The organism is Rothia sp. HMSC065G12 (assembly GCF_001811455.1).
GTDB classification, from domain to species: domain Bacteria; phylum Actinomycetota; class Actinomycetes; order Actinomycetales; family Micrococcaceae; genus Rothia; species Rothia dentocariosa.
Window position 1 is genome coordinate 557849 of the sequence record NZ_KV804815.1, and the last position, 26801, is coordinate 584649.

20 protein-coding genes and 2 tRNA genes are annotated in these 26801 nt (G+C 52.4%); 7 read left to right on the top strand and 15 right to left on the bottom strand.

Features of this window, described 5'->3' with window-relative positions:
- The first annotated feature begins 236 nt into the window (after positions 1-236).
- Positions 237-746 (top strand): DUF3995 domain-containing protein, encoded by a 510-nt coding sequence (locus HMPREF2804_RS07620; RefSeq protein ID WP_238382260.1) that lies wholly within the window; start codon positions 237-239, stop codon positions 744-746.
- A gap of 261 nt (positions 747-1007) precedes the next feature.
- Here the strand turns inward: HMPREF2804_RS07620 and HMPREF2804_RS07625 are convergent, their stop codons facing one another.
- Both HMPREF2804_RS07625 and nirD read right to left on the bottom strand, forming a co-directional pair.
- Positions 1008-1811: a DUF6318 family protein gene (locus HMPREF2804_RS07625; RefSeq protein WP_141744089.1), complete on the bottom strand. Its 804-nt coding sequence runs from the start codon at positions 1809-1811 to the stop codon at positions 1008-1010.
- A gap of 135 nt (positions 1812-1946) precedes the next feature.
- Positions 1947-2288 (bottom strand): nitrite reductase small subunit NirD, encoded by a 342-nt coding sequence (gene nirD / locus HMPREF2804_RS07630; RefSeq protein WP_070448485.1) that lies wholly within the window; start codon positions 2286-2288, stop codon positions 1947-1949.
- 516 nt (positions 2289-2804) lie between these two features.
- Here nirD and nirB point away from each other — a divergent pair.
- Together nirB and cobA are read left to right on the top strand one after the other, a co-directional pair.
- Positions 2805-5492 carry a nitrite reductase large subunit NirB gene (gene nirB, locus HMPREF2804_RS07635; RefSeq protein ID WP_070448486.1) on the top strand — a complete coding sequence of 896 codons (2688 nt, stop codon included), beginning with the start codon at positions 2805-2807 and terminating at the stop codon, positions 5490-5492.
- A gap of 10 nt (positions 5493-5502) precedes the next feature.
- Positions 5503-6396, top strand: coding sequence for a uroporphyrinogen-III C-methyltransferase (cobA, locus tag HMPREF2804_RS07640; RefSeq protein WP_070534422.1), 894 nt, complete (start codon positions 5503-5505; stop codon positions 6394-6396).
- A gap of 137 nt (positions 6397-6533) precedes the next feature.
- On the opposite strand, the gene HMPREF2804_RS07645 is transcribed toward cobA, so the two are convergent.
- The 4 genes from HMPREF2804_RS07645 to HMPREF2804_RS07660 all read right to left on the bottom strand — a co-directional run bounded on the left by HMPREF2804_RS07645 (position 6534) and on the right by HMPREF2804_RS07660 (position 10888).
- Positions 6534-7295: a sirohydrochlorin chelatase gene (locus HMPREF2804_RS07645; RefSeq protein ID WP_070627857.1), complete on the bottom strand. Its 762-nt coding sequence runs from the start codon at positions 7293-7295 to the stop codon at positions 6534-6536.
- A gap of 177 nt (positions 7296-7472) precedes the next feature.
- Positions 7473-9254, bottom strand: a complete 1782-nt coding sequence (locus HMPREF2804_RS07650; RefSeq protein WP_070627859.1) for an LPXTG cell wall anchor domain-containing protein — start codon at positions 9252-9254, stop codon at positions 7473-7475.
- A 339-nt stretch (positions 9255-9593) separates the two neighbouring features.
- Positions 9594-10391, bottom strand: a complete 798-nt coding sequence (locus HMPREF2804_RS07655; RefSeq protein WP_070448591.1) for an SDR family oxidoreductase — start codon at positions 10389-10391, stop codon at positions 9594-9596.
- Between the two features lie 200 nt (positions 10392-10591).
- The gene (locus tag HMPREF2804_RS07660; protein WP_037230985.1) at positions 10592-10888 is read right to left on the bottom strand and encodes a hypothetical protein; all 297 of its coding nucleotides are present in this window, start codon (positions 10886-10888) and stop codon (positions 10592-10594) included.
- A gap of 536 nt (positions 10889-11424) precedes the next feature.
- On the opposite strand from HMPREF2804_RS07660, the gene valS reads away from it, so the two are divergent.
- The gene (gene valS / locus HMPREF2804_RS07670) at positions 11425-14157 is read left to right on the top strand and encodes a valine--tRNA ligase (protein WP_070627861.1); all 2733 of its coding nucleotides are present in this window, start codon (positions 11425-11427) and stop codon (positions 14155-14157) included.
- Positions 14158-14434: 277 nt separating this feature from the next.
- Positions 14435-15892 carry an LssY C-terminal domain-containing protein gene (locus HMPREF2804_RS07675; protein ID WP_070628024.1) on the top strand — a complete coding sequence of 486 codons (1458 nt, stop codon included), beginning with the start codon at positions 14435-14437 and terminating at the stop codon, positions 15890-15892.
- Positions 15893-15968: 76 nt separating this feature from the next.
- On the opposite strand, the gene HMPREF2804_RS07680 is transcribed toward HMPREF2804_RS07675, so the two are convergent.
- From HMPREF2804_RS07680 to HMPREF2804_RS07720, 9 genes are all read right to left on the bottom strand, one after another.
- Positions 15969-16616, bottom strand: a complete 648-nt coding sequence (locus HMPREF2804_RS07680) for a mycothiol-dependent nitroreductase Rv2466c family protein (protein ID WP_048751457.1) — start codon at positions 16614-16616, stop codon at positions 15969-15971.
- Positions 16617-16681: 65 nt separating this feature from the next.
- Complete coding sequence (clpX, locus tag HMPREF2804_RS07685; protein WP_048751527.1) at positions 16682-17977, bottom strand: ATP-dependent Clp protease ATP-binding subunit ClpX; 1296 nt, start codon at positions 17975-17977, stop codon at positions 16682-16684.
- Positions 17978-18310: 333 nt separating this feature from the next.
- Positions 18311-18985 (bottom strand): ATP-dependent Clp protease proteolytic subunit, encoded by a 675-nt coding sequence (locus HMPREF2804_RS07690; RefSeq protein ID WP_048751458.1) that lies wholly within the window; start codon positions 18983-18985, stop codon positions 18311-18313.
- A gap of 17 nt (positions 18986-19002) precedes the next feature.
- Complete coding sequence (locus tag HMPREF2804_RS07695; protein ID WP_048751459.1) at positions 19003-19641, bottom strand: ATP-dependent Clp protease proteolytic subunit; 639 nt, start codon at positions 19639-19641, stop codon at positions 19003-19005.
- 276 nt (positions 19642-19917) lie between these two features.
- A complete protein-coding gene (gene tig / locus HMPREF2804_RS07700) occupies positions 19918-21219 on the bottom strand; it encodes a trigger factor (protein ID WP_048751461.1) in 1302 nt (433 codons plus the stop codon).
- Between the two features lie 96 nt (positions 21220-21315).
- Positions 21316-21390: transfer RNA gene (locus tag HMPREF2804_RS07705), tRNA-Pro, on the bottom strand.
- A 471-nt stretch (positions 21391-21861) separates the two neighbouring features.
- Positions 21862-21932, bottom strand: a tRNA-Gly gene (locus HMPREF2804_RS07710).
- Positions 21933-22013: 81 nt separating this feature from the next.
- Positions 22014-22898: an Fpg/Nei family DNA glycosylase gene (locus HMPREF2804_RS07715; RefSeq protein WP_048755273.1), complete on the bottom strand. Its 885-nt coding sequence runs from the start codon at positions 22896-22898 to the stop codon at positions 22014-22016.
- Between the two features lie 239 nt (positions 22899-23137).
- On the bottom strand, positions 23138-23626 hold the full coding sequence (locus HMPREF2804_RS07720; protein WP_048755272.1) for a ribose-5-phosphate isomerase: 489 nt from the start codon (positions 23624-23626) through the stop codon (positions 23138-23140).
- Positions 23627-23683: 57 nt separating this feature from the next.
- On the opposite strand from HMPREF2804_RS07720, the gene HMPREF2804_RS07725 reads away from it, so the two are divergent.
- Entirely contained in the window at positions 23684-23920 is a 237-nt protein-coding gene (locus tag HMPREF2804_RS07725; RefSeq protein WP_141744370.1) for a hypothetical protein, read from the top strand.
- 155 nt (positions 23921-24075) lie between these two features.
- Positions 24076-26625 (top strand): aminopeptidase N, encoded by a 2550-nt coding sequence (gene pepN, locus HMPREF2804_RS07730; protein ID WP_070534428.1) that lies wholly within the window; start codon positions 24076-24078, stop codon positions 26623-26625.
- Positions 26626-26801 lie beyond the last annotated feature (176 nt).

Below are 26801 nucleotides of genomic sequence, written 5' to 3' on the forward strand. Positions count from 1 at the left end.
ATAAATTTTTAACAGAAGTCGCTAGCCCCTGAATGCTCTGCTCGGGTAAGTGTAGCTCACGTTCTTCATGTGCACGGCAAGCAGAGTCGTCTCGGTTGCTAATTCGGGAAGCCCCAGAATCTCGGAATTCTCCATAGAAAGCAATCCGTTATGTTCTATTAGCAATATTTTTGGGACTATAGAACAAAAATCATTTTTGGGACAATATTTACGTTTCCTGCTAGCTGGAACAAGTGATGGCTTCTAGACTGTATGACATGGAGAAAACCCGCACGCGATCCGCCGGAACACCACTGTTTATTGGAGCCGCTATCGCAGGTTTATTGCACGCTGCACCCAGCTTTTACTGGATGTGCGGCGGGATGTGGCTGTTAGATACCGTGGGGCCGATGGCTGTCGAACTACAGCAAGAGGGTAACGTTCCGGTGCGGTTTTTACTGGCTGCCGTGTTTATCGCCAAAGTTACGGGCGCACTTGTGCCGCTTATAGACCATCTACGACCGCCTGCGCACGCGTGGGTTCGCATTGTTTCTTGGGTGGGCTCTATAGTGCTTATAGGCTGGGGCGGCCGTGGAACTTTTACGGGGTGGCAGCGTGTAGTAACTGGCAAAGCTTCCCTGGATAATCCAATCATCGCGGGACACACCTACTTATGGAGTCCCCTTTTCCTCATTTGGGGACTGCTGCTGTGCGGGGCGCTATTCGTCTCGCGCGCTCGACGCCAGAAAGTGTCGTCAACAGGCTAAAGACCACTCGGCGTATGACCTTAAGAGATGTTGAAGGCATCTGCCACATCGCTACTACATATAACGTTTTGGGTAGAAATGGAGGCTTAAATTCCCTCGGCAGAAAGCTTCTTAATGTATTTGGTTAGTTCAAGGAATGTACAGTCGAGGATTTTTACATAATTATTATCTTCTGGCTCCCCGAAAGTATTTGGGGAGCCAAAAGAACTTTTGAAAATTACTTTAGAGATTTCTGCGGCTAAAACCGTAAGAGTAATGTAGCTAGGCAGCGGAGGAAGAGCTGTTGCCATTTTCAACAAGCTGAGGATATTTTTGCTTCAGATAGGTATTGGTAACGTACTTCCACGATCCACCATCGTATATGGTCACCATGTAGATGTTATCCGCTGTATCTGCTGGCTGGTCTGCCACTTCTTCCTTGCTGAGGTGGGCTTTATAGGCTTCAAACTTTTCACCATAATTCCAAGCAACAGCAACGATATCGGATTCGAATACTACCATAGGCCTTTTATCAAGAATCCAGCACTTGAGGTCGTACCCTTCCATCCAGCCACCACCGTTATAAATGTCACGATACAAGTCAAATTGTGGTCGAAGATTCGGATCATCTTCATGGCTAAGTTTCTTCGCATATTCAGAATTTCCGGTAAGAACCGCGTAAAGGAATGATGCCTCATAGGCGGCAAGAGCCTTATATGAGCCTTCCAGGGTCTTCTGGCGTATGGCATTCTCGTCAATATCAGGTTCGGGAACGTTCTTTGCAGGCTCGGTGTTGGTTGCGGGAGTATAACCGCCTTTATCTTTAGTCGGAAGTTTTATGTCTCCCACATATTTATTCCAGTCAGCAACGAACTTTGCGTACTCTTCCGGTGAGGTCGAGTCGCTGGGTGAACTTGTTGACGAAGCGCTAGAGCTTGAAGAGGATGAGCTGTTGCTCGGCGAGTTTTGAACACTCTTGACGGAGGGGGCGCATCCGGCGAGGGTTGCAATCCCAAAAGCCCCAAAACCAATAAGAGTAGCGCGACGTGAAGGAGTAGAGGTGAAAGTGGTGTATGGCGAATTCATTGGTTTTCTCTTTTCAGTATGCGTATGTTTTTGAGTGATTACTCTGCACCGTAACAACCGCGTCTGAAAAGACCCTGAACTTTCGTACCCACAACCTGAGAGTAGCCTAAAAGTTACAGAACAAAACTCTAAGAATTAGACCTGTAGGTAAATATCGCCGTCTCGCACTTCTAGAGGGTACACACCAATCGTATAGTCAGCCCCTGAGACACACTCACCCGTGGTGAGATCATACACCTCTTTATAAAGGGGCGAGGCGATAGTCGAGTGTCCGTCTTTCTCTCCAACAATGCCGCGAGCAATCACAAGAGACTGACTATTAGGGTCACGATGATCGCATGCATAGTACCCATGCTTAGTTTTAAAGATTGCGTACTGCTGACCTTTGACGAGGGCAACTTCGCCCCAATTTTCTTCGAGTTCACTTTCGGGACAGATGCGAACCCAGGAAGGTGCTACGGCGGCATTTTCAGCCATGACGGCTCTACCTTTCGACAGGTGCTATCTATGCAACCGGTCACAGTCAAGAGCTACATATCAAATCAGCATAGACAGAAGGCGGCATACGAGAGCACAAGTATTTCTTGTGTGTTCTGTTTGGAGTCTACCTTATAAAAACCACAGATAAAAATATGACATACCTAAGCTACTAAAGGTCTGAAAAACCCTTAAAAACACAGCGCTTTAGGGAGTTTAGGCTTACCTAAAACAACAATCCTTAGGGTCAAAAACACCCATTGATCCCTAGATATTTCAAGGAATTTCCTTAAAATTTTTCTCAAAAATACCGATTTTGGCACTTTCGTCGTATAGCCTCTGTGTAAGATAAAAACAGCGACTTTTTACAAGCAAGAATCTGCGTATAAAACAACATAATCCCACACTCTTGTTGTTCTGGCTCAAGGTTTGTTCCCGGTTTTCCTGCATTGCCGGTTCCTAGAGACAGGTCATTCTTTGCTGAAGTCGGTATACACACAACTAGGAAGGACAAATATGTCTCAGAACGGCCCTGGGAACACCGCCCGTAATATTCTGGTCGTCGGTGCAGGACCCGCAGCATGGCGTTTTGTACGCGCTTATCATGAAGGTGCCCAAGACGCTGGACGCGCCTCTGACACCATTACCGTTCTCAATGATGAACCGTATATTCCGTACGACCGCGTTGCTATCGAACAGCTTTTTAAAGATACCGACAAAGACCTTACCCTTGGCGACCCAGCGCTCTGGGACGAGTCCACGATCAACCTGGTTAACAATACCCGTGGCGAATCACTCAACCGTGACTCGCGCGTTGTTAAAGGTTCAGACGGCGTAGACTACCCCTACGATGTGCTTGTCTTCGCTACCGGTTCAAGTGCGGTGCGCATTCCGATTCCTAACGCAGATTGCGCCCATGTATTCCGCACCGCAGACGATGTTAAAAACATGGTCTCCGAAGTTGAACGGTTGCAGACTAAACTTGGGCGCGCACCGCGCGGTATTGTTGTCGGCGGAGGCCTTCTCGGGCTGGAAGCCGCAGAAGGTCTCAAAGACCTTGGTGCCGAACCCACCATCCTCGATGTTGCCCCGTGGCTTCTCTCCGTGGAGGTCGATCAGGGCGGCGGTTACGCGGTCAACGCCCAGATCAAAGCAACCGGGATCGACATCGAAACCGGTGCGTTCATATCCGCTATCAACAAAGATGCCTCAGGCGAGGTTATTTCGGTCTCCGTAGCAGATTCCACCTCGGACGAAGCCGTTATTCACCAGATTGATGCAGACCTCGTGGTCTTCGCTGCAGGTATTCGCCCCAACGATGAGCTGGCACGCGCCGCTGGACTAGAGACTGGCGAACGCGGTGGTATTCTCGTCAATAATGCATGCCACACAAGCGACGAGCATATCTGGGCTATCGGCGAAGTAGCCTGCGTACTTGGACGAACTTGGGGTCTGGTTGCCCCCGCCAACGCGATGGCGGATGCGGTCGCCAAGAATCTGCTCAACGGCAACGAAGATGCTCAGGTCGAAGAATTCGATATCGCCACGAAACTCAAATTCTCAGGCGTACAGGTTGCAGGCTTCGGTGACCGCCGCGGCACCACGGAAGGCTGCCTCGAAATTCTCTTCGCAGACCCCGCGCGCGGCATGTACCAGAAGATCGTGACCAGCGGCGACGCCAAGACTCTCCTCGGCGGCGTTTTCGTGGGAGACACCGCTCCTTTCGATTCCCTCAAGCCGCTGCTGGGACGAGAACTCCCGGCAGAGCCCAATGTGTATCTCACGGCGGCAGGTGGCGGCGACGGCATTCCTGATACAGAGCTGCCTGACGATGCCATTCTCTGCTCGTGCAACAACATTAGCTTCGGCGAAGTCCGTCAGGCAGTGGTTGACGGCAACCACGACGTACCCGCCCTAAAGGCATGCACCACGGCTGGCACCCAGTGCGGCTCCTGTGTGCCCATGCTACAGAAAACCCTCGAACAGCAGATGAAAAAGATGGGTATGACCGTCTCTAAGGCGCTGTGCGAACACTTCGATTTCTCCCGCGCAGAGCTTGCAGAAGCGGTACGCCTTACTAACCTCGACGACTTCGATTCGGTCATTGCACGCTTTGGGCACGGCGGCGACGGCTGTGCTATCTGTAAACCAACGGTCGCATCCATTCTTTCATCTTTCCGCAACTCCTACGTGCTCGATGCCGGTCGCGGCGGCCTACAGGAAACCAACGATCGTGCTCTGGCAAACATGCAGAAGAATGGTACCTATTCGGTTGTGCCGCGCATTCCCGCAGGCGAAATTCCCGCTAAGAAACTGGCCGTTATTGCTGCCGTTGCGGATGAGTTCAACCTCTACGTCAAGATCACCGGTGCGCAACGTATCGGTATGTTTGGCGCCCGATTGGAGCAGCTGCCCTACATTTGGGAGCGGCTGGTTGATGCTGGATTCGAGTCCGGTCAGGCATACGGCAAGTCGCTGCGTAACGTTAAATCCTGCCTCGGCTCAACCTGGTGCCGCTACGGTGTTCAAGACTCGGTGGGTATGGCCGTCGAGCTGGAGAATCGCTACCGTGGTCTGCGTTCACCCCACAAGTTCAAGTTTGGTGTCTCCGGCTGTAACCGTGAATGTGCTGAAGCACAGGGCAAAGACGTGGGCCTGATCGCCACCACCAACGGCTGGAACCTATACCTTGGTGGTAACGGCGGCGCGAACCCCGCGCATGGGCGCTTGTTCGTCAAGGATGCCTCCAGTGAAGAAGTTGTTCGTTACATCGACCGCTACCTCATGTACTACATCCGCACAGCGGATAAGCTACAACGCACTGCCCGATGGCTTGAAGATCTTGACGAAGAGCACGGTGATGGTTTGGCTCATCTGCAATCCGTACTCATCGAAGATTCTTTGGGAGTCTGCGAGGATCTGGAACGAGATATGCAGCGCCACGTGGATTCTTACCAGGACGAATGGGCTGCCACTCTCAAAGACGAACGCCGTCTGCGTCGCTTCCGCGCCTTCATCAACGAGCCCGATGGCAGCGATGAAGCAGCGCACCTGTTTGTTCTTGAACGTGAGCAGATTCGCCCAGCAACGCCCGAGGAAATTGCTGCCGCAGAGAAGGGTGAAGGCAATACCGTGCTGGTGACGGGAGCGAAAATCCCAGTCGGCCCACCCAGTGCGCATAATCCTGTTCCAGCGAACGCATAAGGACCCGCCCATGTCACCTAAAATTCCGCCGTTTCCACCGCGCGAATTTGCGACGATAGATGAGGTTCTAGCCAATATTCCGGCGGGTGTTGCTCAAGACGCGCCTTTAGTTCCAAGCTCCCGGGCAGATGTACCCGGTAAGGTGTACATCGCCGGGGGCGGTCCCGGTGCTCTCGATTTGCTGACTCTACGTGCCGTCCGAGCGCTCGGTGAAGCCGATGTCGTGCTGCTAGATCATTTAGCTCCACAAGAGCTTGCCGAATACGCTCCAAACGCCCTGATCATTGACGTGGGCAAAGTACCCGGTAAGCATGCGGTGCCGCAGTCACGCATCCAGCAACTCATGATTGACTATGCACTCGCGGGCAAAACCGTGGTGCGGCTTAAAGGCGGCGATCCATATGTATACGGTCGCGGTGCTGAGGAGCTAGATGCTTGTTTTGCAGCCGGACTGGATGCTGAGGTTATTCCGGGCATTACTAGCGCTATTGCGGTGCCTGCCCGCGCTTCTATCCCCGTGACTCTGCGTAAGGTATCGTCGATCTTTACTGTAGTTTCGGGCCATTCGGGGCTTGATGAAACCGATATACAAGCTGTTGTTTCAACGCTGCGCGCTCACGGTACCGTGGTGCTTCTGATGGGCGTGCGTACTCTGCCGGATACTATCGAGCAGATAATGTTGCGCGGTGTTGAAAGCGATATGCCGTTGGCCACCATTGAGAAGGGCTTCACGGACCAAGAGCGCGTTATCGTCACGACCTTGCAGCAAGCTCCTCAAGACTGCCAAGACGTTAAATCACCTGCTATTACAGTCATTGGTGAGGTCGTCTATTATGCACGCGACGATCGGCATCAGTTCATCAGTCATGTACATGAACGGCTGCGTGAGCAATCCACGTCTTGAGTTCTCTGCCGCTCAGAAACTTGCTCCATAGCGGATTGATTATCCGCTAATTCTGGCGCATACAACGTAGCTTCCGTCTTCGTTTTCCTAGTTGTCGAAGGCGGAAGCCATTTTGTATGCTTGACCGTATTTGAGTATTATTCGGTAGCGGCGACCAACGCCTCGTCAAGACGAGATAGAGCGCACTGAGCAATAATGCGTGCGGAGGCAATATCGTGAGCGGATACCAACGGTGCAGCCACTATAGTTGAAGCGCTAACCGCCTCGATATCACGTCTCATCTTTTTGGCAAAAAATCCATCTGCAAGCAGGTACGGGGACGCGAACCTTGGTTGCTCTTGACGAGCTATATCAATTATTGTCGGCTCAATTGCTGCGATAAAAGCGTTTCTGGTAGGTGTGTGAAGAACTTCTGCGAGCAAATCGGCGGCGCGCTGCATATCTGCTCGCCCATCTTGGCGGGATGAACCTGCAGCCCCTTGAACAATCGGTGGTGCGGCAGAACCGGTAGCTATTTTTTCATGCCATCCAATTTCCTCAAGCCGAGTTCGCTGAAGATGGGCAAGTCGCGCATCCGGCCCCAGAGAGGCAGCAATATGAATATCTTTAACTCCGCTGGTACGTGCAGCGCGCCTTAGATCAACCTGGGTGTGAAATCCTGTGGACAGGAGAACCGGCACAATAACACAAGGCTCGCCATCCGGTAAGGCTTGAGCGGCTTCATCTACACTCGGTGTCTGCACGTCTACATAAGCTTCGTGAACTTTATATTCTCGCCCGTCAGACGTGCTTCGTTCATGAAGTAGCTTTTGAAGCTCGGCGCGCACGAGGGCAATCGCTTGGCGCCCTTCTGAAGAGTCAGTACCGTGAGAGGTCGCAAGAATATTGAGAACAGACATAGCTCAAGTGTACGCGTCTGAAGAACCCGACTCACCTATAAAGGTAATTACCACCTTATAGAAGGGCATAAAGGATGGGTACCCGTACGATGCGGGCACCCATCCTTGTACCTATTCACAACACACGGAATTCGTGTGCTTCCCTATGTGATAACCTGCGGACTACCGCAGAGGTTCTTATACGTTGTCTTTCTTACGACGACGAGCCGCAACGAGAGCGGTACCTGCCACCAACGTTGAGCCGCCAAGCGTCGTGAAGAGTACAACGCCGTCAGCACCGGTACGAGCCAGGTTACGCTTATTGGCTGAGGTCGTAGCTGCAGAGCTCGAGTTACTGTGCGCATTACCAGTATTGGCGTCCGGTTCAGCTTGTACTGCATCGCCTTCTGCAGATCCGTTCAGAGCAGCTGCACCGCCTTGTCCGCCGTTGTTGTGTCCAGCCTTCTTAGCGCCGGGGCGGGTTGCGGCGACGTTGGCATTGTTATCCTCGCCACCGGGTGCCGGGTGCGAGTCATCAGAAACCATCGCTACTGTGTATGCCTGTACATGTTCTTCACCCTTGGGATTGCTAATCGCGACGATACCGTATGAGTACCCTGGACGCAGCTTTGCAGCTTCGACTTCCAGCTGTGCAGTGAACGAACCATCAACAATTTCTGAGGGTTTCACAAAGACACTCTTGATGGCTTCGCCTTGTGCTTTACCTTCGCTATCCAATTCGAAGATAGTAACTTCAACGCCTTCTGAGACGTGTTCGCCGGTAAAACCAGTACCCCGGACTACAACGACGTTAGTTGCTGCATCGCCAGAGAAGTGTGCGCTATCGACACGCAGCGAAGCCTTATTCGCTACATCCATTGTGGTTTCTTCCGCAGACGATGCAGGGGCAGGAGCTGAAGGAGTTGCGGAGGGGTTAGCAGATGCAGTCTCTGAAGCTTCAGCAGATGCATTGGAAGGGGCTGCACTAGCTGATTCAGAAGCGCTGGGAGCCTCGCTCTTCGCTGTATCAGTGGATGCGCTCGGTGTGGGAGCCGCGGACTCTTGAGGTTTGGGAGTTACTGTCTCTATAGGCTTAGGCGCCGGGGTATTCTCGGTTTGCGCCGGTGCGGCAGTCGAGGCATCCTTCTTACTAGATTCCTGAGGAGCCGGGACCTCACTCGTTACAGTATGAGCAACGCGGCGCTGCTTGAGCTCAACGATGGTACCTGCTACAAGGTGATCTTTACCGCCGGGGTTACTGACAGCAACAATTGCATAGCTCTTATTGCCTTTCAGTCTGCTTGAGCTGACGTTCACAGTGGCGGTAGCAGTACCATCAATGAGTTCTTGGGCAGAGACACGACCGGTTGCAAGAGGGGCGCCTACAGGGCGGCCTTGAGCATTTACTTCCTGAATGCGAACCTCTATAGAGCTACCAACGCGCGGACCGTAGAAACCACTGACACGCACGGTGAAAGGGCTAAATTCGTTATCGGTGTAGATAGTGGCAGAATCAACAGAAACCTTAGGAGCGTTCTGGCGCCCCTCTGAGGTTTCATCACCCTCATTCTCAACCCCGATAACCTTTGTGCCGGGAGTAGCCCTTGAGGTTTTCTCGGTCTGTTCTGGAACGGCAGAGGTTTCAGATGGTTTAGCTTCAGGGGTTGAGGCTGAATCAGTCTCAGAGGCGGTCGGAGATTCGGATTTTACCGGTTTTTCCTGTTCAGGCACCTGTGTAGAGGCCGCAGAAGCGGTTTCCTGAGCACCTGCCGGTTGAGCAGATGCGTTGGAGTTTGCCCAAGGGATAGTCTGAAGCGGCAATGAGGAATTCTCATGCGTCGATTCAGTAGCGGAGGTATCTGAACCGGTCGAACTACCTGCTTCAGATGCAAAAGTAGCAGGAACATAGCTTAACGTTCCTGCTGTAATAACGGTCGCGGCGGCGAGTGCGTAGACACGGGTTGACTTCTTTGGAGCCATGTTTCCCTCTTTGAAGTTATGTGAGTTGAGCTACTGCATATTTCTGTGATGTGAGTGCCAGATTCAGTTACTCATTGACCCATCTCAATTTATCGGTGACGCCCTAACACTAGCATTCGTGAGGGGCTTGCAATGAGAAACTGTACCACCACCCCAAAAGTGTTACCAAATATTTATTTTTACCATTACTTAATCCACGTTAAAATCAGACCAATAGCGCATATATTACGAATATTGGGAGTAAACCTCAGGTTTCTCTTGAAGGAGTAATAAGAACGCCAGATACCGCGTGCGAAACCTTAGTTTTGCACGCGGTATCTGTAGCACCTCTTTAAATATCTACGAAGACCGGATGACCTTGAACTGGCTTGCCTGAGCAAGCGGACGCAAAGTCACATGATCAAGATTGATATGGTGAGGGATATTCAATGCGAAAACTACTGTCTGAGCAACGTCTTCTGCCACCAAAGGGTTCTGTACCCCGGCATATACCTTTTCGGCAGCTTCCACAGACCCCAAGCGGTTCAATGAAAATTCTTCTGTATGCACCATACCCGGGCGAATCTCAATGACGCGCACATTGTGGTCAGCTTCCTCAAGACGCAGAGCCTCGGTAAGTCCCCGAGCACCGAATTTCGCGGCGTTATACCCTGCACCTCCTTCATAACCGCCTTCGGCTGCTGTGGAGGTCAGGTTCAGAATGCTCCCCTGACCTTGAGCCCTCAGTGCGGGAGCAAAGGCACGCACCGTATGTAGAATTCCGAGCACATTCAGGCGGTACATCGCAAGGTAGTCTTCCGGATCTCCATCAGTAACACGATCAAGACCGATCGCTCCCCCAGCGATATTAACCAGCGCATCAAGCTGTAAGTGCTCCGTTATGATCTGCTTTGCAGCTGCGTTTACTGCCGATTCATCAGTAACGTCACAGGTTATAGGATGCGCTCCGGTCTCTGCTTCAAGCGTGCGAAGACGTTCGGTACGGCGAGCAAGCGCATAAACCGTCCATCCGGTAGCCGTTAGCTGTTCAACGGTTGCGCGACCGATGCCACTGGAGGCTCCTGTTACGACGGCAACTTTACCCTCACAAGCGTTGGGGGCAAATGGATTGGCAGGAATACGAGTATTGTCTAGCATCATGAACTTACCTTTCCACGTCGGTGGTGAAAGTCTTATTCATCTATGATGCCATACACAAAATTATCGTATAGAAAGATAGGCAATGCGCGCTAACAGAGTCACACGCGCATCGTACATCTGCGGGATAGCAGACAGCATTATCGATTCTTCCCACTCTCATGAACGCTCACCTTATAAAGGTGCATAACGCAGTACTCTTAGCGTTTCCGCTGGGGAAAACCCCATTTAGAACGTTTACCGTCACGGAAACCCAGACGATGCTCAAAATGGCGAGAGCTGCTGCCCGTCTTCGTAGTATCGGGAGGAACGGTTCCTGCTTTTGCTGACATGAGGTATAAAATTCCCGCTCCCGGCAAGAAAAGCACAAGCGGAAGTATCATATGCAGACGCTCTTCGTTGTATCCGGTTCGCGTTGTTAAATGCCAAACGCAAACCGCAACGATCGCGAGATGAAGAGCAAGTACCGTCATAACAGGAGCTGATATCTCAAACATGGAAGTCCCTTAAAAAGTTTTCCTGTGTGATATTCACCAGTCTACTCTTATGCGGTATCTTGTGATAGGGAATCGAGAGGTAACACACGATGAATAGATAAATACCTCACATAAGGCACGGAAACTACAGATATACCTATGGATCTTTTAGCATTTCGCTCTCGCAGCACACAATGCGATGCTCTCTATACCCGCCGCGAGCAGCTTCGTACTCGGGCCGAGCAAATCCGTGCAAGAACGCGTCGCCCCTGGAGCTCCGATCTACATTTCCTCTTTGGACAGACCTATCGGGACCCAAAGTTCTATCATTATTTTTCGCATCTTCCACGCCGGGAACAGCGCCGTTTTCTCTCCTCGCAACGCGAGCTTATTGCACGAGTTGAGCGTGCATTAGCAGAGTACGAAACACAGGCATATGGTGCGTGATGATACGTTTCTGCGCTATACGGGATATCTATAAACTCACTCATCGTAAAGCGCCAACCTATGCTAGCGATACACCGCCACAGCCCATAAAGTATGAGAAAATAGCCCCTATGGCTGAAAATACTCAGGGCTCAGACTCGCCCGCACAGATTAACGTTCCTGATCGTCCCGCGCTCGAAGGCCTCGAAGACAAACTCTCCGAGCGCTGGGCACAGCAGAAAACCTACGCCTTCGACGAGAACACGACGCGCGAACAGGTCTATTCGATTGATACCCCACCGCCGACCGCGTCCGGCTCGCTCCATGTGGGGCACATGTTCTCCTACACTCAAACCGACGTCATCGCCCGCTACCAGCGTATGAGCGGCAAGAACGTCTTCTATCCTTTGGGCTGGGATGATAACGGTCTGCCCACCGAACGTCGCGTACAAAACTACTACGGTGTATTGTGCGACCCTTCCGTTCCCGATAACCCAGATTTTCGCCAGCTGATTCCGCTCAAGGCCGATGGCTCACCCAAACCCGACCGCAGCCAAGCAAAGTGGCCACGTATTTCACGCAATAACTTCATTGAGCTATGTGAAGAACTCGCTGTTGAAGACGAGAAAGTTTTCGAGCATCTTTTCACAACCCTGGGGCTTTCCGTCGACTGGTCCCATACCTACCGCACCATAGATGCGCATTCACGCAAAGTCTCACAGCTTGCATTCCTCAAAGACCTTGAGGCGGGTAATGCTTATATGGCGGAGGCACCGACTATGTGGGACGTTACCTTCCGAACCGCCGTAGCGCAGGCCGAGCTTGAAGATAAGGAACGCGACGGAGCATACCACCGTATCAGCTTCCACCGCGAAGATGGCGAAAAAGTCTGGATTGAGACTACCCGCCCCGAGCTGTTGCCGTCCTGTGTAGCGTTGGTGGCGCATCCCGATGATGAACGGTATCAGCCGCTCTTCGGAACGAAAGTGACTTCTCCTCTATTCGGCGTTGAGGTCGAGGTGATGGCGCATCCGCTGGCTCAGCCCGATAAAGGGGCTGGCATCGCCATGATCTGTACCTTCGGTGATACCACCGACGTTACCTGGTGGCGTGAATTGCAGCTTCCAACCCGAGCCCTCATCGGGCGTGACGGCCGTTTCTCCCGCGAGACTCCCGAATGGATTACCTCTGCCGAAGGCCGCGAACGCTACGAGCGCATGGCGGGCACCACCGTCTTTACCGGTCAGAAGACCGTAGTCGAAATGCTTGTTGAAACTGGCGAGATGGAGGGTGAGCCGAAAAAGATTAAACACCCCGTCAAGTTCTATGAGAAGGGCGATAAGCCTCTTGAGATCGTGGCTTCACGCCAGTGGTATATTCGCAACGGTGGTCGCGACGCCGAGCGCCGCGAAAAGCTTATTGAGCGCGGACGCGAAATCAACTGGGTTCCCGCCTTTATGCGCAGCCGCTACGAAAACTGGGTGGAAGGTCTTAACGGCGACTGGCTGATCTCCCGTCAGCGTTTCTTCGGCGTTCCGTTCCCGCTCTGGTACCCGCTTGATGCCGAGGGTGAGCCGGATTGTGAGAACCCGATTCTGCCGGCTGAGGATATGCTTCCGGTGGATCCGGCCTCGCAAGCTGCCCCCGGATATTCGGAAGACCAGCGTGGTGTACCTGGCGGATTTATTGCCGATCCAGATGTTCTCGATACCTGGGCTACTTCTTCACTCACCCCGCAAATTGCAACCGGCTGGGCTACAGATCCTGAACTGCACGCGAAGACCTTCCCGATGGACCTTCGCCCGCAGGGACACGATATTATTCGTACCTGGCTCTTCTCCACCACCGTACGCGCCGAGACCCTTGCATCCTCTGTACCTTGGTATAACACCGCACTGTCGGGATGGATTCTTGACCCCGACCGCAAGAAAATGTCGAAGTCTAAGGGCAATGTTGTTGTCCCGCACGATGTACTCGATAAATACGGTTCGGATGCGGTACGCTACTGGGCAGCCTCGGCCCGCTTGGGCGCTGATACCGCTTATGACGAAGGTCAGATGAAGATCGGCCGCCGCCTGGCGATTAAACTTCTCAACGCCTCAAAGTTCGTGCTGAATTTGGGTGCTACTGAGAAATCGGTGATTACCTCGCAGTCTCAGGGGCAGGTGCTTACCAACGCGCTGGATCGCTCCTTGCTTGTGCGTTTGGCGTACCTCATTGAGGAAGCAACTGCTGCTTTCGAGAAATACGAATACGCTCGTGCCCTCCAGATTGCAGAGAGTTTCTTCTGGTCTTTCACCGATGATTTCGTGGAACTCATTAAAGACCGCGCCTACGGCGCTCGTGGCGAGACCGAGCAGGCTTCTGTGCTGGCGGCTCTCGCCACCACTCTGGATGCGCTTCTGCGGCTCTTCGCGCCTTTCCTGCCGTTTGTGACCGAAGAGATTTGGTCGTGGTGGCGTGCGGGCAGCGTGCACCGCGCATCCTGGCCACAGGCTCTGCCGGTTCTTGAAGGTGCATTATTGGCGGAGTATGCAGCAAACAACCCAACAGACGGTATTTCGGCACAGTGGGTACTTGCTGATGTGAACCCCGCCCAGATTGAGAACCTCAAGCAGGTCCTCCCCGATGTCGCAGAAGCACTCGGCGGTCTGCGTAAGGCGAAGAGTGACGCAAAGGTTAAGCAGCGTACCGAGGTTGAATCTGCTACGATTGCCGCCTCTCAGGAGCAGCTGGAGCGCATCCAGTCTGGTCTTGAGGATTTGCGGGCGGCAGGCAACGCTCGCGAGGTTTCTCTGGTGCCTTCGGAAGGCGAACTTGAAGTTCGTGATGTAGTGCTTGTTGTAGAAGAAGCTGCCGAGTAGTCTCTCTAGAACAGCCACGTTCTCACGTTGTTTCTGGATATGCCGCATGGCATAGACTCCGTGCTGGAGCGAAGAATTAGGTTCTTCGCTCCAGCATTTTTTATATGGTGGGAACGGTTCAGCGAAACGACGCCCTATTGCGTACTGCCCTATGGTAGCCTGTAGAATTCACATAAGCGCCGAACGCGCAAACGCACAGATTATGCAGGCAGAAGGAATCCCCATGTCACATAAACCTTCTGACATTATTGATGAGGGTGTAGCAGAAGAACATGTTATGGCGAGCAAACCTGTGACGGTCGCGCCTCCAACATCTCCTCCAGTGTATCGGGGCGACTTTGAGTCGCGCGGCGAGCATAAGGATATTATTCCGAGGACCTTCTGGGTTGGTATTTGGGATACGGCTTTTTTCACACTGGCAGGTATAGCCTCTGTGGTGCTTACCGTTCTGATCCTGCTTAATACCGTGGGACATTCGTGGTGGGGTATTCCAATTGCACTTTCGTTCTGGGCAGTCACCGCTTATTTGACGCTCCCCCGATTTCACGCGATCATGACGCGCATCTATGTGCCCGACTATTTTATTGGGCGCACCCGCACCCCGGATGGATTATTAGGCGACCCTGTCAATATCGGTATTATCGGCTCAGAAGAGCAAATTCACCAGGTGATGCAGGATGCTGGCTGGACTCGCGCAGATGAAGTCACCTTGGTTTCCAGCTGGAAGATTATTGTTTCGACAATTACCCGAAAATCCTATAGTGAAGCACCGGTATCTCCTCTCAAGATTTTTGGACGAGTACAGTCTTTTGCGTATCAGCAGGAGGTTGACGGGAACCCGAAGAAACGCCACCATGTGCGGTTTTGGCGAACTCCGGATGGCTGGCTGCTTCCCGGTGGTCACCGCGTCGATTGGCTGGCAGCAGGAACCTATGATTCAGGGGTCGGCTTTAGCTTTTTCACCCTGCAGGTGACGCATCGGATTGATGCCGATACGGATTTTGAGCGTGATTATATTGTCGAGTCTATTCAGTATGCGCATCCGAGCACACGGGTAGATATTATCGAAGATTTTTCGACCGGCTACCACTCCCGAAACGGTGGTGGAGATACGATTCGTACGGACGGCGCGCTGCCTATTATCACGCTGAGTAATGAGGGCGTGAAAGACCCGCGCCAGGTTAAAGACCTAAACTTGGCGAGCGCTCATGACCTAGCTTATGAGATGCCTGCGGGTCTGCTGATAGCCTCTGTGATGATGATTATTTCAACTCTCTTAGAGCTTGCTAACGCTGTTCTGACTGTGGTTAATCATCAGGAATTACGCAGCACGGTGCTCAGAAGCGATGCGAGTGAAGAAATTACGGCCTTGCTTGCCGGGGAACAAGGGCAAACATTTTTGACAGTGCTGAGCGGTGTGCTTCTTGCGGTAACTCTTGTCTTCTCTCTCGTGCACCTATTTCTGCTTTGGAGTACGCTCCGGGGCTCGTCGAAGGCTCGTCGTCTGGTTCTCTTACTCCTTGCGGTGAGTTTTACAGTAACCGCTGGCGGTGTTATCTGGGGGCACCAGCATATGCCGTTGAGTGCGCTTTTCTTCCAGCTTGGAGTCAGTGTTTTTGCCATGCTGGGTTTCACCTCGGATGCGGCGGTCAGCTATACGGCTGCACGCACATTCCATATGCGCGATATTCGCTTGCGGCATCGGGGTTCTCGGCGAAAGCAAACGAGTAGCTAATTCAATACGCATAGCTGAGCCGTTACGCTCCTCCAGAGAAAGCGTAACGGCTCAGCTATAGCACATGGTAAATCTACTACCCGTCTTCACCGTGGAAGATAGGTCCCACGGTACGACTGCGCTTGAGCTCAAAGAACCCGGGATACGATGCCATTGCTACGGCACCGTCAAAGACCTTACCGGCTTCTTCACCATGCGGTGAGGGCGAGAGCACGGGACCGAAGAAAGCTACATCGTTAATCGCAAGAAGCGGCACGCCAACATCATCGCCTACCTTATCAAGCGCCTCTGCTGTCGAGGCGCGTAACTGCGCATCGTATTCGTCGGTGGTAGCGTACTGAATCAGGTCCGCAGGCAAATTCGCTTCTTTGAGAGCTTCCTCAATAGCAGGCAAAAATTTGTCTCCTTCAGAGATGTTCTTCTGATGGTGGATCTGCTCGCCCAGAGCATCGTAGAGAGCCTTCAAAACATCGTCACCGTGGAGTTCGCGGGCAGCAGCCACTACACGGGCGGGGCCCCAGGTGTTGTCGATCATAGCGCGGTATCCAGGATCAAGTTCGCGTCCTTCATTCAGAACAGCGAGTGAGAATGGGCGCCAATGCACCTGAATATCACGAACCTTCTGCACCTCGCCAATCCAGCGCGAGGTAATCCAACACCACGGGCAGGTAGGGTCGAACCAAAAATCAACGGTTGTTGTCACGAGGGTATTTCCTTTCATCATTGTATAAGCTCAAACCTCATCGAGACCTCCAATATTCCGCCAGGTTCTCACCCTGCACGAATAACCTACGCAGCCTTCTTCTTGGCGCGAGTACGAGCACTCTTAGAGGACTTTTCATCAGCCTCAAGAACGTATACGGGCTCAGCACCGGTGCGCACGGTATCTTCTGTGATTACCACGGAGGTAACGTCCTGACGGTCAGGAACCTCAAACATAATCGGTTGCAGAATACCCTCCATCATGGAGCGCAGCCCGCGTGCCCCAGTCTTACGGGTTTCTGCGAGCTCGGCGACCGCGTGCAAAGCATCATCTTCAAAGATTAGCTCAACGCCATCAAGCGCAAAGAGATGCTTATACTGCTTCAGCAAAGCATTTTTAGGCTTCGTAAGAATCTGTTCAAGCTCTTCGGTGGTGAGTTCTTTCAACGTAGAGATCACAGGCAAACGACCGATTAGCTCAGGGATGATACCGTAGTGGGTCAGATCTTCGGGCATGATCTGCGAAAGCGTCTGATCAGTATCCGGTGCGGCGGTCAGCTCGGCCCCAAAGCCTATACTGGTTCGATCGGTGCGGGCTAGGATCCTGTCTTCCAGCCCATCGAAAGCACCAGCGACAATAAAGAGAATATTTGAGGTTTCAATCTCAAGATTGGTATGTGCCGGATGTTTACGCCCACCCTCTGGAGGAACCGTTGCCAGAGTACCTTCAATAATCTTCAAAAGCGCTTGCTGCACGCCTTCCCCCGAGACATCGCGGGTAATAGATAGGTTTTCTCCGCCTTTGCGGGCAATCTTATCGATTTCGTCAATATAGATAATGCCGTTCTGCGCCTTTTCGACATCACCGTCGGCGGCGTTAATAAGCCGAAGCAGAATATTCTCGACATCGTCGCCAACGTACCCAGCTTCGGTGAGCGTAGTAGCATCGACAATGGCGAAAGGAACATCAAGCTTCTTTGCAAGAGACTGCGCAAGATAAGTTTTTCCGCTGCCGGTGGGACCAATCATCAGAATATTAGATTTTCCCAGGTCTACGGATTCACCCGCAGTTGCCGAAAGGGTTCGGGAGTGAAGTACCGGATTGTTTAAGTCATGGATGCGCTTGTAGTGGTTATAGACCGCCACCGCCAAGGTGCGTTTTGCAGAATCTTGACCGATCACATAATCATGCAGATAGCTGTAAATCTCACGAGGAGTAGCGAGTTTCTTGATCTTTTTGGTCTGCGGCTTCTTTGTTTTTTGCCGTTCCTCATGCAAAATCTCGTTGCATAGTGCAATACATTCATCGCAAATGGAGACATGCGGACCGATCACAATCTTGAAAACCTGGGTACGCGTCTTAGAACAGAATGAGCAACGCATACCCGGAGCAACAGTTTTCTTGTTTTCTTCCGTACCACCGGTGTTGTCGGTGTTAGCCACGCGCCCTCTCCTTTCTACGAGTGTTTGCAAGCTATCACAAGGTGCTTGTTACCAGGCTACCCTAGTTTTTCGCTGAGGTGTGAAGACAGGCTGTCACTGTGATGCGGCGTGTCGTATTCGATGTAATTTGACAATTATGACGCTGTGTAACTTGAGGTTTTATGTACTTTTTGGGGTATAACGTATAGGTGCCGCATCCTCAATTTTGAGGATGCGGCACCTAATAGTAATCGTATATACGTTTAGACAACAGAAAGGACTACACTCATATTTCTAATCGTGCGACGTAGCAGTATTGGTAGCAGGCTTGTTAAGTTTACGCGAATCCAGTACCTTATCCACTAAACCGTATTCTTGAGCGGCAGCAGCAGTTAGAATATTATCGCGCTCGATCGAACGGTCAACTTCCTCATAGGTCTTGCCGGAGTGCAGGGCCAGGGTTTGTGCAGTCCACTCACGCATACGCATAACTTCGTTCGCGTGAATCTCAAGGTCAGATGCCTGTCCGCCTTGCTGTCCGCTTAGGGCGGGCTGGTGAATAAGCACGCGAGCATTCGGAAGAGCCAAACGCTTACCCGGGGTTCCAGCAGCCAAAAGCACTGCCGCAGCCGATGCAGCCTGACCCAAGCATACGGTCTGAATCTCGGGGCGAATAAACTGCATGGTGTCATAGATGGCGGTCATTGCTGTAAAAGAACCACCGGGAGAGTTGATGTACAGGGTAATATCGCGATCGGGATCTTGAGCCTCAAGCACGAGAAGCTGAGCCATAATATCATCTGCCGAAGCGTCATCAACCTGGGTACCCAAGAAAATAATGCGATCCTCAAATAGCTTGGCGTACGGATCTTGACGCTTATAACCGTAGGGGGTACGTTCCTCAAAGCTGGGGAGCACGTAACGGCTCGAGGGCATCTGCGGTGCAGAATCTTGAGGTAGGTAGTTCATATGTGTATTTCCCCTCTTTACTTACCCTCGGCGGTCAGATTACCGCCAGTGGATAGTGCGATGTGATCGAAGAAGCCGTATTCCAAGCCCTCTTCAGCGGTAAACCAGTTATCACGGTCATTGTCTTTCAGAATGGTCTCAAGGCTTTTACCGGTACGTTCAGCCGTGATCTCTGCCAGACGTTTTTTCATATCTAAGATGAGTTCTGCTTGAGTACGGATGTCGGATGCGGTACCACCAATACCACCAAGCGGCTGGTGCATCAGGATTCGGGCGTTGGGGGTCGCATAACGTTTGCCCATGGCACCTGCTGTCAGAAGGAACTGTCCCATAGATGCAGCCATACCGGTTACTACAGTCACCACGTCATTCGGAATGAGCTGCATTGTGTCGTAAATAGCCATGCCAGCGGTCACCGAGCCACCGGGAGAGTTAATGTACAGGTAAATATCTGCCTCGGGATCTTCAGCCGATAGCAACAACATCTGTGAACAAATTAAGTTTGCGTTTGAGTCCCTTACTTCAGACCCCAGCCAAATAATACGCTCCTTGAGCAGACGATTATAGACGTAATCTTCCTGCCCTGTGACGGGGTTCGTAGCCATAGTCGGGGTGTTATTCCCAGACCCAATAGGCAGAGGCATGTAGCTAGACATCTTCCCTCTTCTTCTCGATGGGTTTCACGCGCTCCCTACCATGCGGGCCCGTGAAAATATTCATTGCTACTACAATACCGGGTCACGGCTGTATTCGGGCGGAGTTTCGCCGTAGTTCGCCAAAGGGCGAACGTCACTCAACCCTCAGCGCATTATATCTATTTCCTCTGTTGGGGCATGTACCAAAACTTAACACAACAATGCGGGCGTGCACCGCAGGATTCTTTCCTGCACATGCACGCCCGCATCCGTTATAGGTATCTGCGGAGAGAAGGACTACTTCTCGTCTTCTTCACCTTCAGAGAGGAACTTGGAAAGGTCTACAGCCTTACCCTTAGTGTCTTTGACGACAGCCTTCTTAAGAACTTCGCCTAGAGCCTTGGAGCGGCGTACCTCGCCCACAAGCATTCCAGCCTGGCCGGAACCGTCAAGCATCTGTGCGAACTGGTTCGGATCCATGCCGTACTGCGAGCTCATGGTGATGATGTAGTTGATCATCTCATTCTGGTTTACTTCAACTTCTTCAGCATCAGCAATAGCATCAAGCACCATCTCATTCTTAAAGGCGGTCTCGGTGTTCTCACGAACTTCCTGACGGTGCTCTTCGGTATCGTGGTCTTCACCGGCTTCGGGGTTGTTGAAGTGCTGCTCCAGCTGTTCTTCAATGACCTTTTCAGGTACGGGAACCTCAATCATCTCAATGAGCTTAGCCAGCACCTTATCGCGTGCCTGTGCGCCCTGCTCAGAGACCTTGGCCTCGGCAACCTGGTTCTTCATGTCTGCTTTAAGCTCATCAACAGTATCGAACTCAGAAGCAAGCTGCGCGAACTCATCGTCAACCTCAGGAAGCTCACGCTCCTTAACAGCGGAGAGCTTCACCTTAATGGTTGCGTCCTCCCCCGCGTGATCGCCGCCGGAAAGCGTGGTCTCGAAAGTTGCATCTTCGCCCGCAGACAGACCGATCAGGGCCTCATCAATACCGTCCACCATGGTGCCGGAACCGATCTGGTAAGACAGGTCGTTTGCTGCGTCAATTTCCTGACCATTGATTTCAGCGGTGATGTCAATGGTGACAAAATCATTCTTAGCTGCGGGACGCTCAACGTTCTTCAAGGTACCAAAACGCTCACGCAGAGCTTCAAGAGCCTGCTCTTCGTCTTCTGCAGTAACCTTGATTTCGTCAACCTCAACCTCGATACCCTCATAGTTGGGAAGCTCGATTTCAGGACGAACGGTCACGGTGATGTTCAGCTTCACGTCTGCTTCACGATCGTTCACCGTGGGCTGGCTCTGCACATCAAGTTCGGGCTGTGCCAGCGGGGAGAGCTCATTCTCGCCCAATGCCTGTGAGTAGAAGTCGTTCAAGGCGTCGTTCAGAGATGCTTCGACAATGTAGTCGTAACCTGTGCGCTGCTCAATGAGCTGCTTAGGCAGCTTGCCCTTACGGAACCCAGGAACGTTAATCTGCTGAGCCAGGTTCTTATAGGTGCGGTCCAGGTAGGACTTGAACTCTGCGAAGGGAACCTCGACCTCGATCTTCGCGAGGGTCGGGTTGAGCTTCTCGACGGCGGTCTTCACGTCCGTGTTCTCCTCATATAGTCGAATGCGGCACAAGCCTGTGAACCGCAGTTGGTTACTGGAAAAGGGCGCCGCACATGCGACGCCCGCTTCACGTCGGGGCGACAGGATTCGAACCTGCGATCTCCTGCTCCCAAAGCAGGCGCGTTAGCCAAGCTACGCCACGCCCCGTGAAACGCGAATGCTTTTAGGCATTCGGTTTTTAAGTTTACCGTGTACAAGGATAAATGCCTAACATTCGAATGTCTAATTTAGAACACGAAAACCTTAAGTCTTTCTGAGGAATTATCTGAGTATAGTCATCTATTCAAGCGTATCGACTTATTCGGGCGCTTCTGCACGTCCCAGCCCTGCCAGGTTGACGCATAGATATAGACTTCTTACATTCAGGATTTGTCTCATTTTGCCGTACCAGGCATATATACAACCAGCTCTTTAAACGGTTCCCGTTTCAAACCCGAGACAACAAAAGCCCCCAATACGAAGCATCAAGGCTTTGTTATCGAAGGGATGACGAGCTGAAGGGTACGGATTCCGAGCAAACGAGGCACGAAATCCGTGTCCGTAAACGATTCCCACTTCAGACCCTCGGCATAAGGAAAACGCCCCAGTGCAAAGCACCAAGGCGTTTTATGTATACCGAGGGGATGACGGGAATCGAACCCGCGTCATCAGTTTGGAAGACTGAGGCTTTACCATTAAGCTACATCCCCGCAAGAACTAGATAAGATTACCTGCCTGTACTGGAGACTGTCAAGTTCGGTGCGCATCGTTTGCGGGGACCGTAGCTAACGCTATTTCTGGCATCCAGGGCACCAATAGAGTTTACGGCCCGCGATTTCCTCCATACGAATGGTGGTGCCGCATCGGGGGCAGGGTTCTCCGTGGTGCTGGTAAACGTAGTTAGCATGCTCAGGCCAGGCTTCGGTTTCATGGATTCCCGGGCGGTCCTTTTGTTCGGTGGTAATGATGCGGCCGACACGCACTCCGATGGTGAGCAGATGTTTGTTATCTTCCCAGAGTCTACTCAGCTCATCATCGGTGAGAGTCTTACCGGGGCGAAGAGGATCTATTTCTTGGCGGTAAAGCGATTCGGCACGAAAAATATTGCCCACGCCCGAGATAGCGGCCTGATCCATGAGGATCACGCCGATAGGCCTTGAGCTTTTGCGGGCTGCGGCATAGAAACGTTCGGGATCTGCATCGGTGTTGAGCGGATCCGGTCCAAGTTTGGCGCGTACCTGGGCAACTTCGTCTGGGTTTAAGGTTCGGCAGATAGTGGGACCAACGAGGTCAGCCCAACCGTGTTCTGAAACGATGCGGCACCGGGTAGTGCCTTTCGGCGCGGGCGGTCCGGTATATTCTTCGGCCTCCCCCGCCGTATATTCTTTTTCGCCGATCTTACGGGGTGCGCCTATGCTGGATGCGCCTGTAAAAGTTTCGTCCCCTCCAAAGCTCCAGTTGCCATAAATGCCAAGGTGCACGTTGAGGGTCAGCTCATTGTTGAAGGGCACGAAAAGATGCTTACCGTGCGCATATGCGTTGAGAATGCTGGCTCCGTCAAGAAGGGCTGCACCATCCGTATAACGCCCCTGTGGGCTTGAGACTCGCACGCTCTCCCCCGTGAAAACATCGTTGAATTGACGGGCGATACGATGTATCGAGTGTCCTTCGGGCATGGGAATTCTCCTGTGAGCGCGTGTCTGTGGTTGTATTTTGGTGCATGCGTCTGGGGTCTAAACTTTAGAAGATGCACCTTTAATACGGTACACCGCCTATCATTCGGACGGCGCCTTGGGGTGTTTCATATACCTATAAACTAAACGGCGAATGCAGCGACATTTGTTATTCCCCGATTTTTCAGGGTACGCTACCGCCGCATCCATATAAAAAATCTGTGGCTTACTGATCTACGGTGCTATGAGTCGATATGCTTACCTTCAATACGACCGGTTCGCTCGTATTCGGCAACCTGACCGATGCGGCGGGCGTGGCGTTCTTCGTTCGTCCACGGGGTGGAAAGGAAAACCTTAATAATCTCTAGTGCTTCTTCATTGCTGTGCTGACGACCACCGACCGCAATGACCTGGGCATTATTGTGTTGGCGGGCAAGAGCGGCAGTATCGTGATTCCAGGCCAGTGCGGCACGAATTCCTTCTACTTTATTAGCGGCAATCTGCTCGCCATTACCAGAACCGCCTAGGACGATGCCCAGCGAGTCAAGCCCCTGATCACGATCTCGTTTAACGGCAAGGGCGGCGTTAATGCAGAAACTTGGGTAATCATCCAGCGGATCGTACTCTTGGGGCCCGTGATCAATCATGTCGTATCCTGCGGCGGTGAGCTGTTCGATCAGGTATTGACTCGTCTCAAGACCTGCATGGTCGGTGGCGATATGTACGCGCAAGGGGTTCTCCTGATGGTGTTCCGTGGCGCTCACAGCGTGGATATTTATATCTTTGCAGTGAGTGGTGGACTGGCTTCCCGAAATGTGCACGGCGATAGTCGTCTCTATTCTGGGCGCCCTCAGCTGTTGTGTCTCTATAACTGTAGCGAATTTAAACTTATTCCTGTAACCGGTATCGGGGCAATGGCAGGTATTATTTCGGCACATATTTTTCTGCCCACACCTGCCCTTACCATCGGCACGTATTTTGCGCATGTGATGAGTAATAATGTGCTCTCTGACAGGATGCGTTAGACTGTGGTACTAGGCACTTTTTGCCGGGGCACATACACATATCTGAATTTGTCTGATGCCTATATTCTTGAGCTTGGTTTTGCACTGTTTCTCCTGGTAGGTCCGCTGCAAAACGCTACAGGAAGATTTATAAACACATATCGAGAAAGGGAATCATGCCCGGTCTAAATTTAACCCGCGATGAGGCGATTGAGCGTGCGGGAGTTATTAAGCGGGTTCACACCTACCGTGTTGATCTCGACCTTCGCACAGACAAAGATGTTTTCTCGTCGATTGTTGAGATTCGGTTCGATGCTGAGCCTGGCGCATCCACGTTTATTGACGCTATTACCTCTCAGGTAAATTCGATTGAGCTAAACGGCGAGCGGCTTGATCCTGCTCTTGCCGATGGGGAGCGCATTGCTCTGCCGAATCTTGCAGCGCAGAATGTTCTGAAGATCGATGCAGAGATGTTCTATACAAATACCGGTGAAGGTTTGCACCGTTTTGTGGACCCGGCGGACGGTGAAATTTATCTGTACTCACAGTTCGAGGTTCCGGATTCTCGCCGTGTTTTCCCTGTATTTGAGCAGCCAGATTTGAAGGCCGAGTTTGAGTTCAGCGTGCGTGTTCCTTCGCACTGGGTTGTGGTTTCTAACCAGCCCGAGGTGAAGATTGAGCCCAAGGACTGCGGTTGCGGTCGGGCACAAACATGGTATTTCAAGCCTACTCCGCGCATGTCTTCGTACATTACAGCCATCGTGGCGGGCCCGTATGAGAAGGTTACGAGCGAACTGACGAACTCTGAGGGGCGTGTTATTCCGCTGGGTGTTTACGCGCGTAAGTCGCTGATGCCCTATGTGGATGCGGACGATATTTTTGAGCTGACTCGCCAGGGCTTCGAGTTTTATGAGGAGCAGTTCAAGACGCCGTATCCTTTCGAGAAGTACGATCAGCTCTTCGTCCCCGAGTTCAATGCGGGTGCTATGGAAAACGCAGGGTGCGTAACCTATCTTGAAACCTATGTGTTCCGTTCCAAGGTTGCAGAGGCGCTGCGTGAGCGCCGCGCCATTACGATACTTCACGAGCTTGCGCATATGTGGTTTGGTGATTTGGTCACCATGAAGTGGTGGAATGACCTGTGGCTGAACGAGTCATTTGCCGAGTTTATGTCTACACTGGCTGCGGCTGAGAATACCCGCTACGCACAGGAAGCATGGGCTACGTTCTCTGCTTCGGAGAAGACCTGGGCGTATAGGCAGGATCAGCTCTCCTCAACCCACCCAATTGTGGCTGAGATTCGTGACCTTCATGATGTTCAGGTGAACTTTGACGGCATTACCTACGCGAAGGGCGCATCGGTGCTGCGGCAGATGGTTGCGTGGGTTGGTCAGGAAAACTTCATGGCGGCCTTGAAGAAGTATTTTGACAAGCACGCTTGGGGTAACACGGTTCTTGACGACTTGCTGGTCGAGCTGGAAGAAACTTCCGGCCGTGATGTACGCGCATGGAGTGCCAAGTGGCTTGAAACCGCCGGGGTAAACACACTTACGGTCGAGGTCGCCGATGATGCCGAGGGCAATATTACTTCTCTGGGTATCCGCCAATCCTATGCTGCCGGTTATGAAACGTTGCGCCCGCATCGTGCAGTTATCGGTTTCTACGATCTGACAGACGGAAAGCTGACTCGCACCGACCGCATTGAGCTGGATATTGACGGCGAACTGACCGAGGTTGCCGAGGCTGTAGGCAAGAAACGCCCCGACCTGATTCTGCTCAATGATGAAGATTTGGCGTTTGCCAAAGTTCGCCTGGATGAGCGTTCTATTGATACTGCGGTGAAGTATCTGGGCGACATCGACTCGTCGGTAGCTCGCGGCGTGGTCTGGGGTTCCCTCTGGGATACCGTGCGTGACGCCCAGATGCCAGCGCGGCAGTATGTGGAATTTGTGCTCAATAATATCGGCAAAGAGACTAATTCGACTGCACTGCGAACCCAGCTGGGTAACCTCTCCATCGCTCTGCGTTCCTTTGTTAATCCTGAGTTTAGGGATGAAACTCGTGAACGTGCCGCCGATCGCCTGTGGTCGTTGGCTTGCGCCGCTCAGCCGGATTCAGACTCGCAGCTGCAGCTGGTTCAGGCGTTCGTTAACCAGACCCGCACCGCTGAACAGTACGAGAACGTACAGCGCCTCTTCGACGGGTCGATCACCCTCGACGGCCTGGAAATTGATACGGACCTGCGGTGGAACCTGCTGTGCCGCCTGGCAACCGGCGGGCGGGCCACCAGCAAGCAGATTGCGGCCGAGCTGGAGCGCGATAACACCGCGAACGGCCAGCAGTATGCGGCGCAGGCGTACGCATCGTTCCCCACCGCCGAGGCTAAGGCAGAGTACTGGGAGAAGATCATGGTGACCGGTGAACTGTCGAACATGATCCAGCGGTACGCCATTGCCGGGTTTAAGGCTGGCGAGAAGGAACTGACCGAGCAGTATATTGAGCCGTACTTTGAGCTGGTTGAGGGCGTGTGGCGTTCCCGTTCGCACGAGATTTCTTTGCAGATTATTAGCGGCATGTACCCCTCAGAGCCGACCGCCGAGCTGCTGGAACGCACCGAAACTTATTTGGCGTCATTGCCTGAGGACGCGGCGGCGCTGCGCCGGCAGATTGCGGAAGCGCGCGACGGCGTGGCTCGTGCCCTGAAGGTTCAGGCGGCTGATATTTAACCCCGACACGGCACCCTCGCAGAGAAATTTTGGGGCTGAAAACTCCTAAACGTTCTTCCCCAAAAAGTGCCGTAGAAATAACGGGTTACCAACGCTAAACCCCTCACTCCCCCACTCTTCCATGAAGAAAAACCTGGGAGTGAGGGGTTTAACGTGCGCGTTATTCTATTAACGGT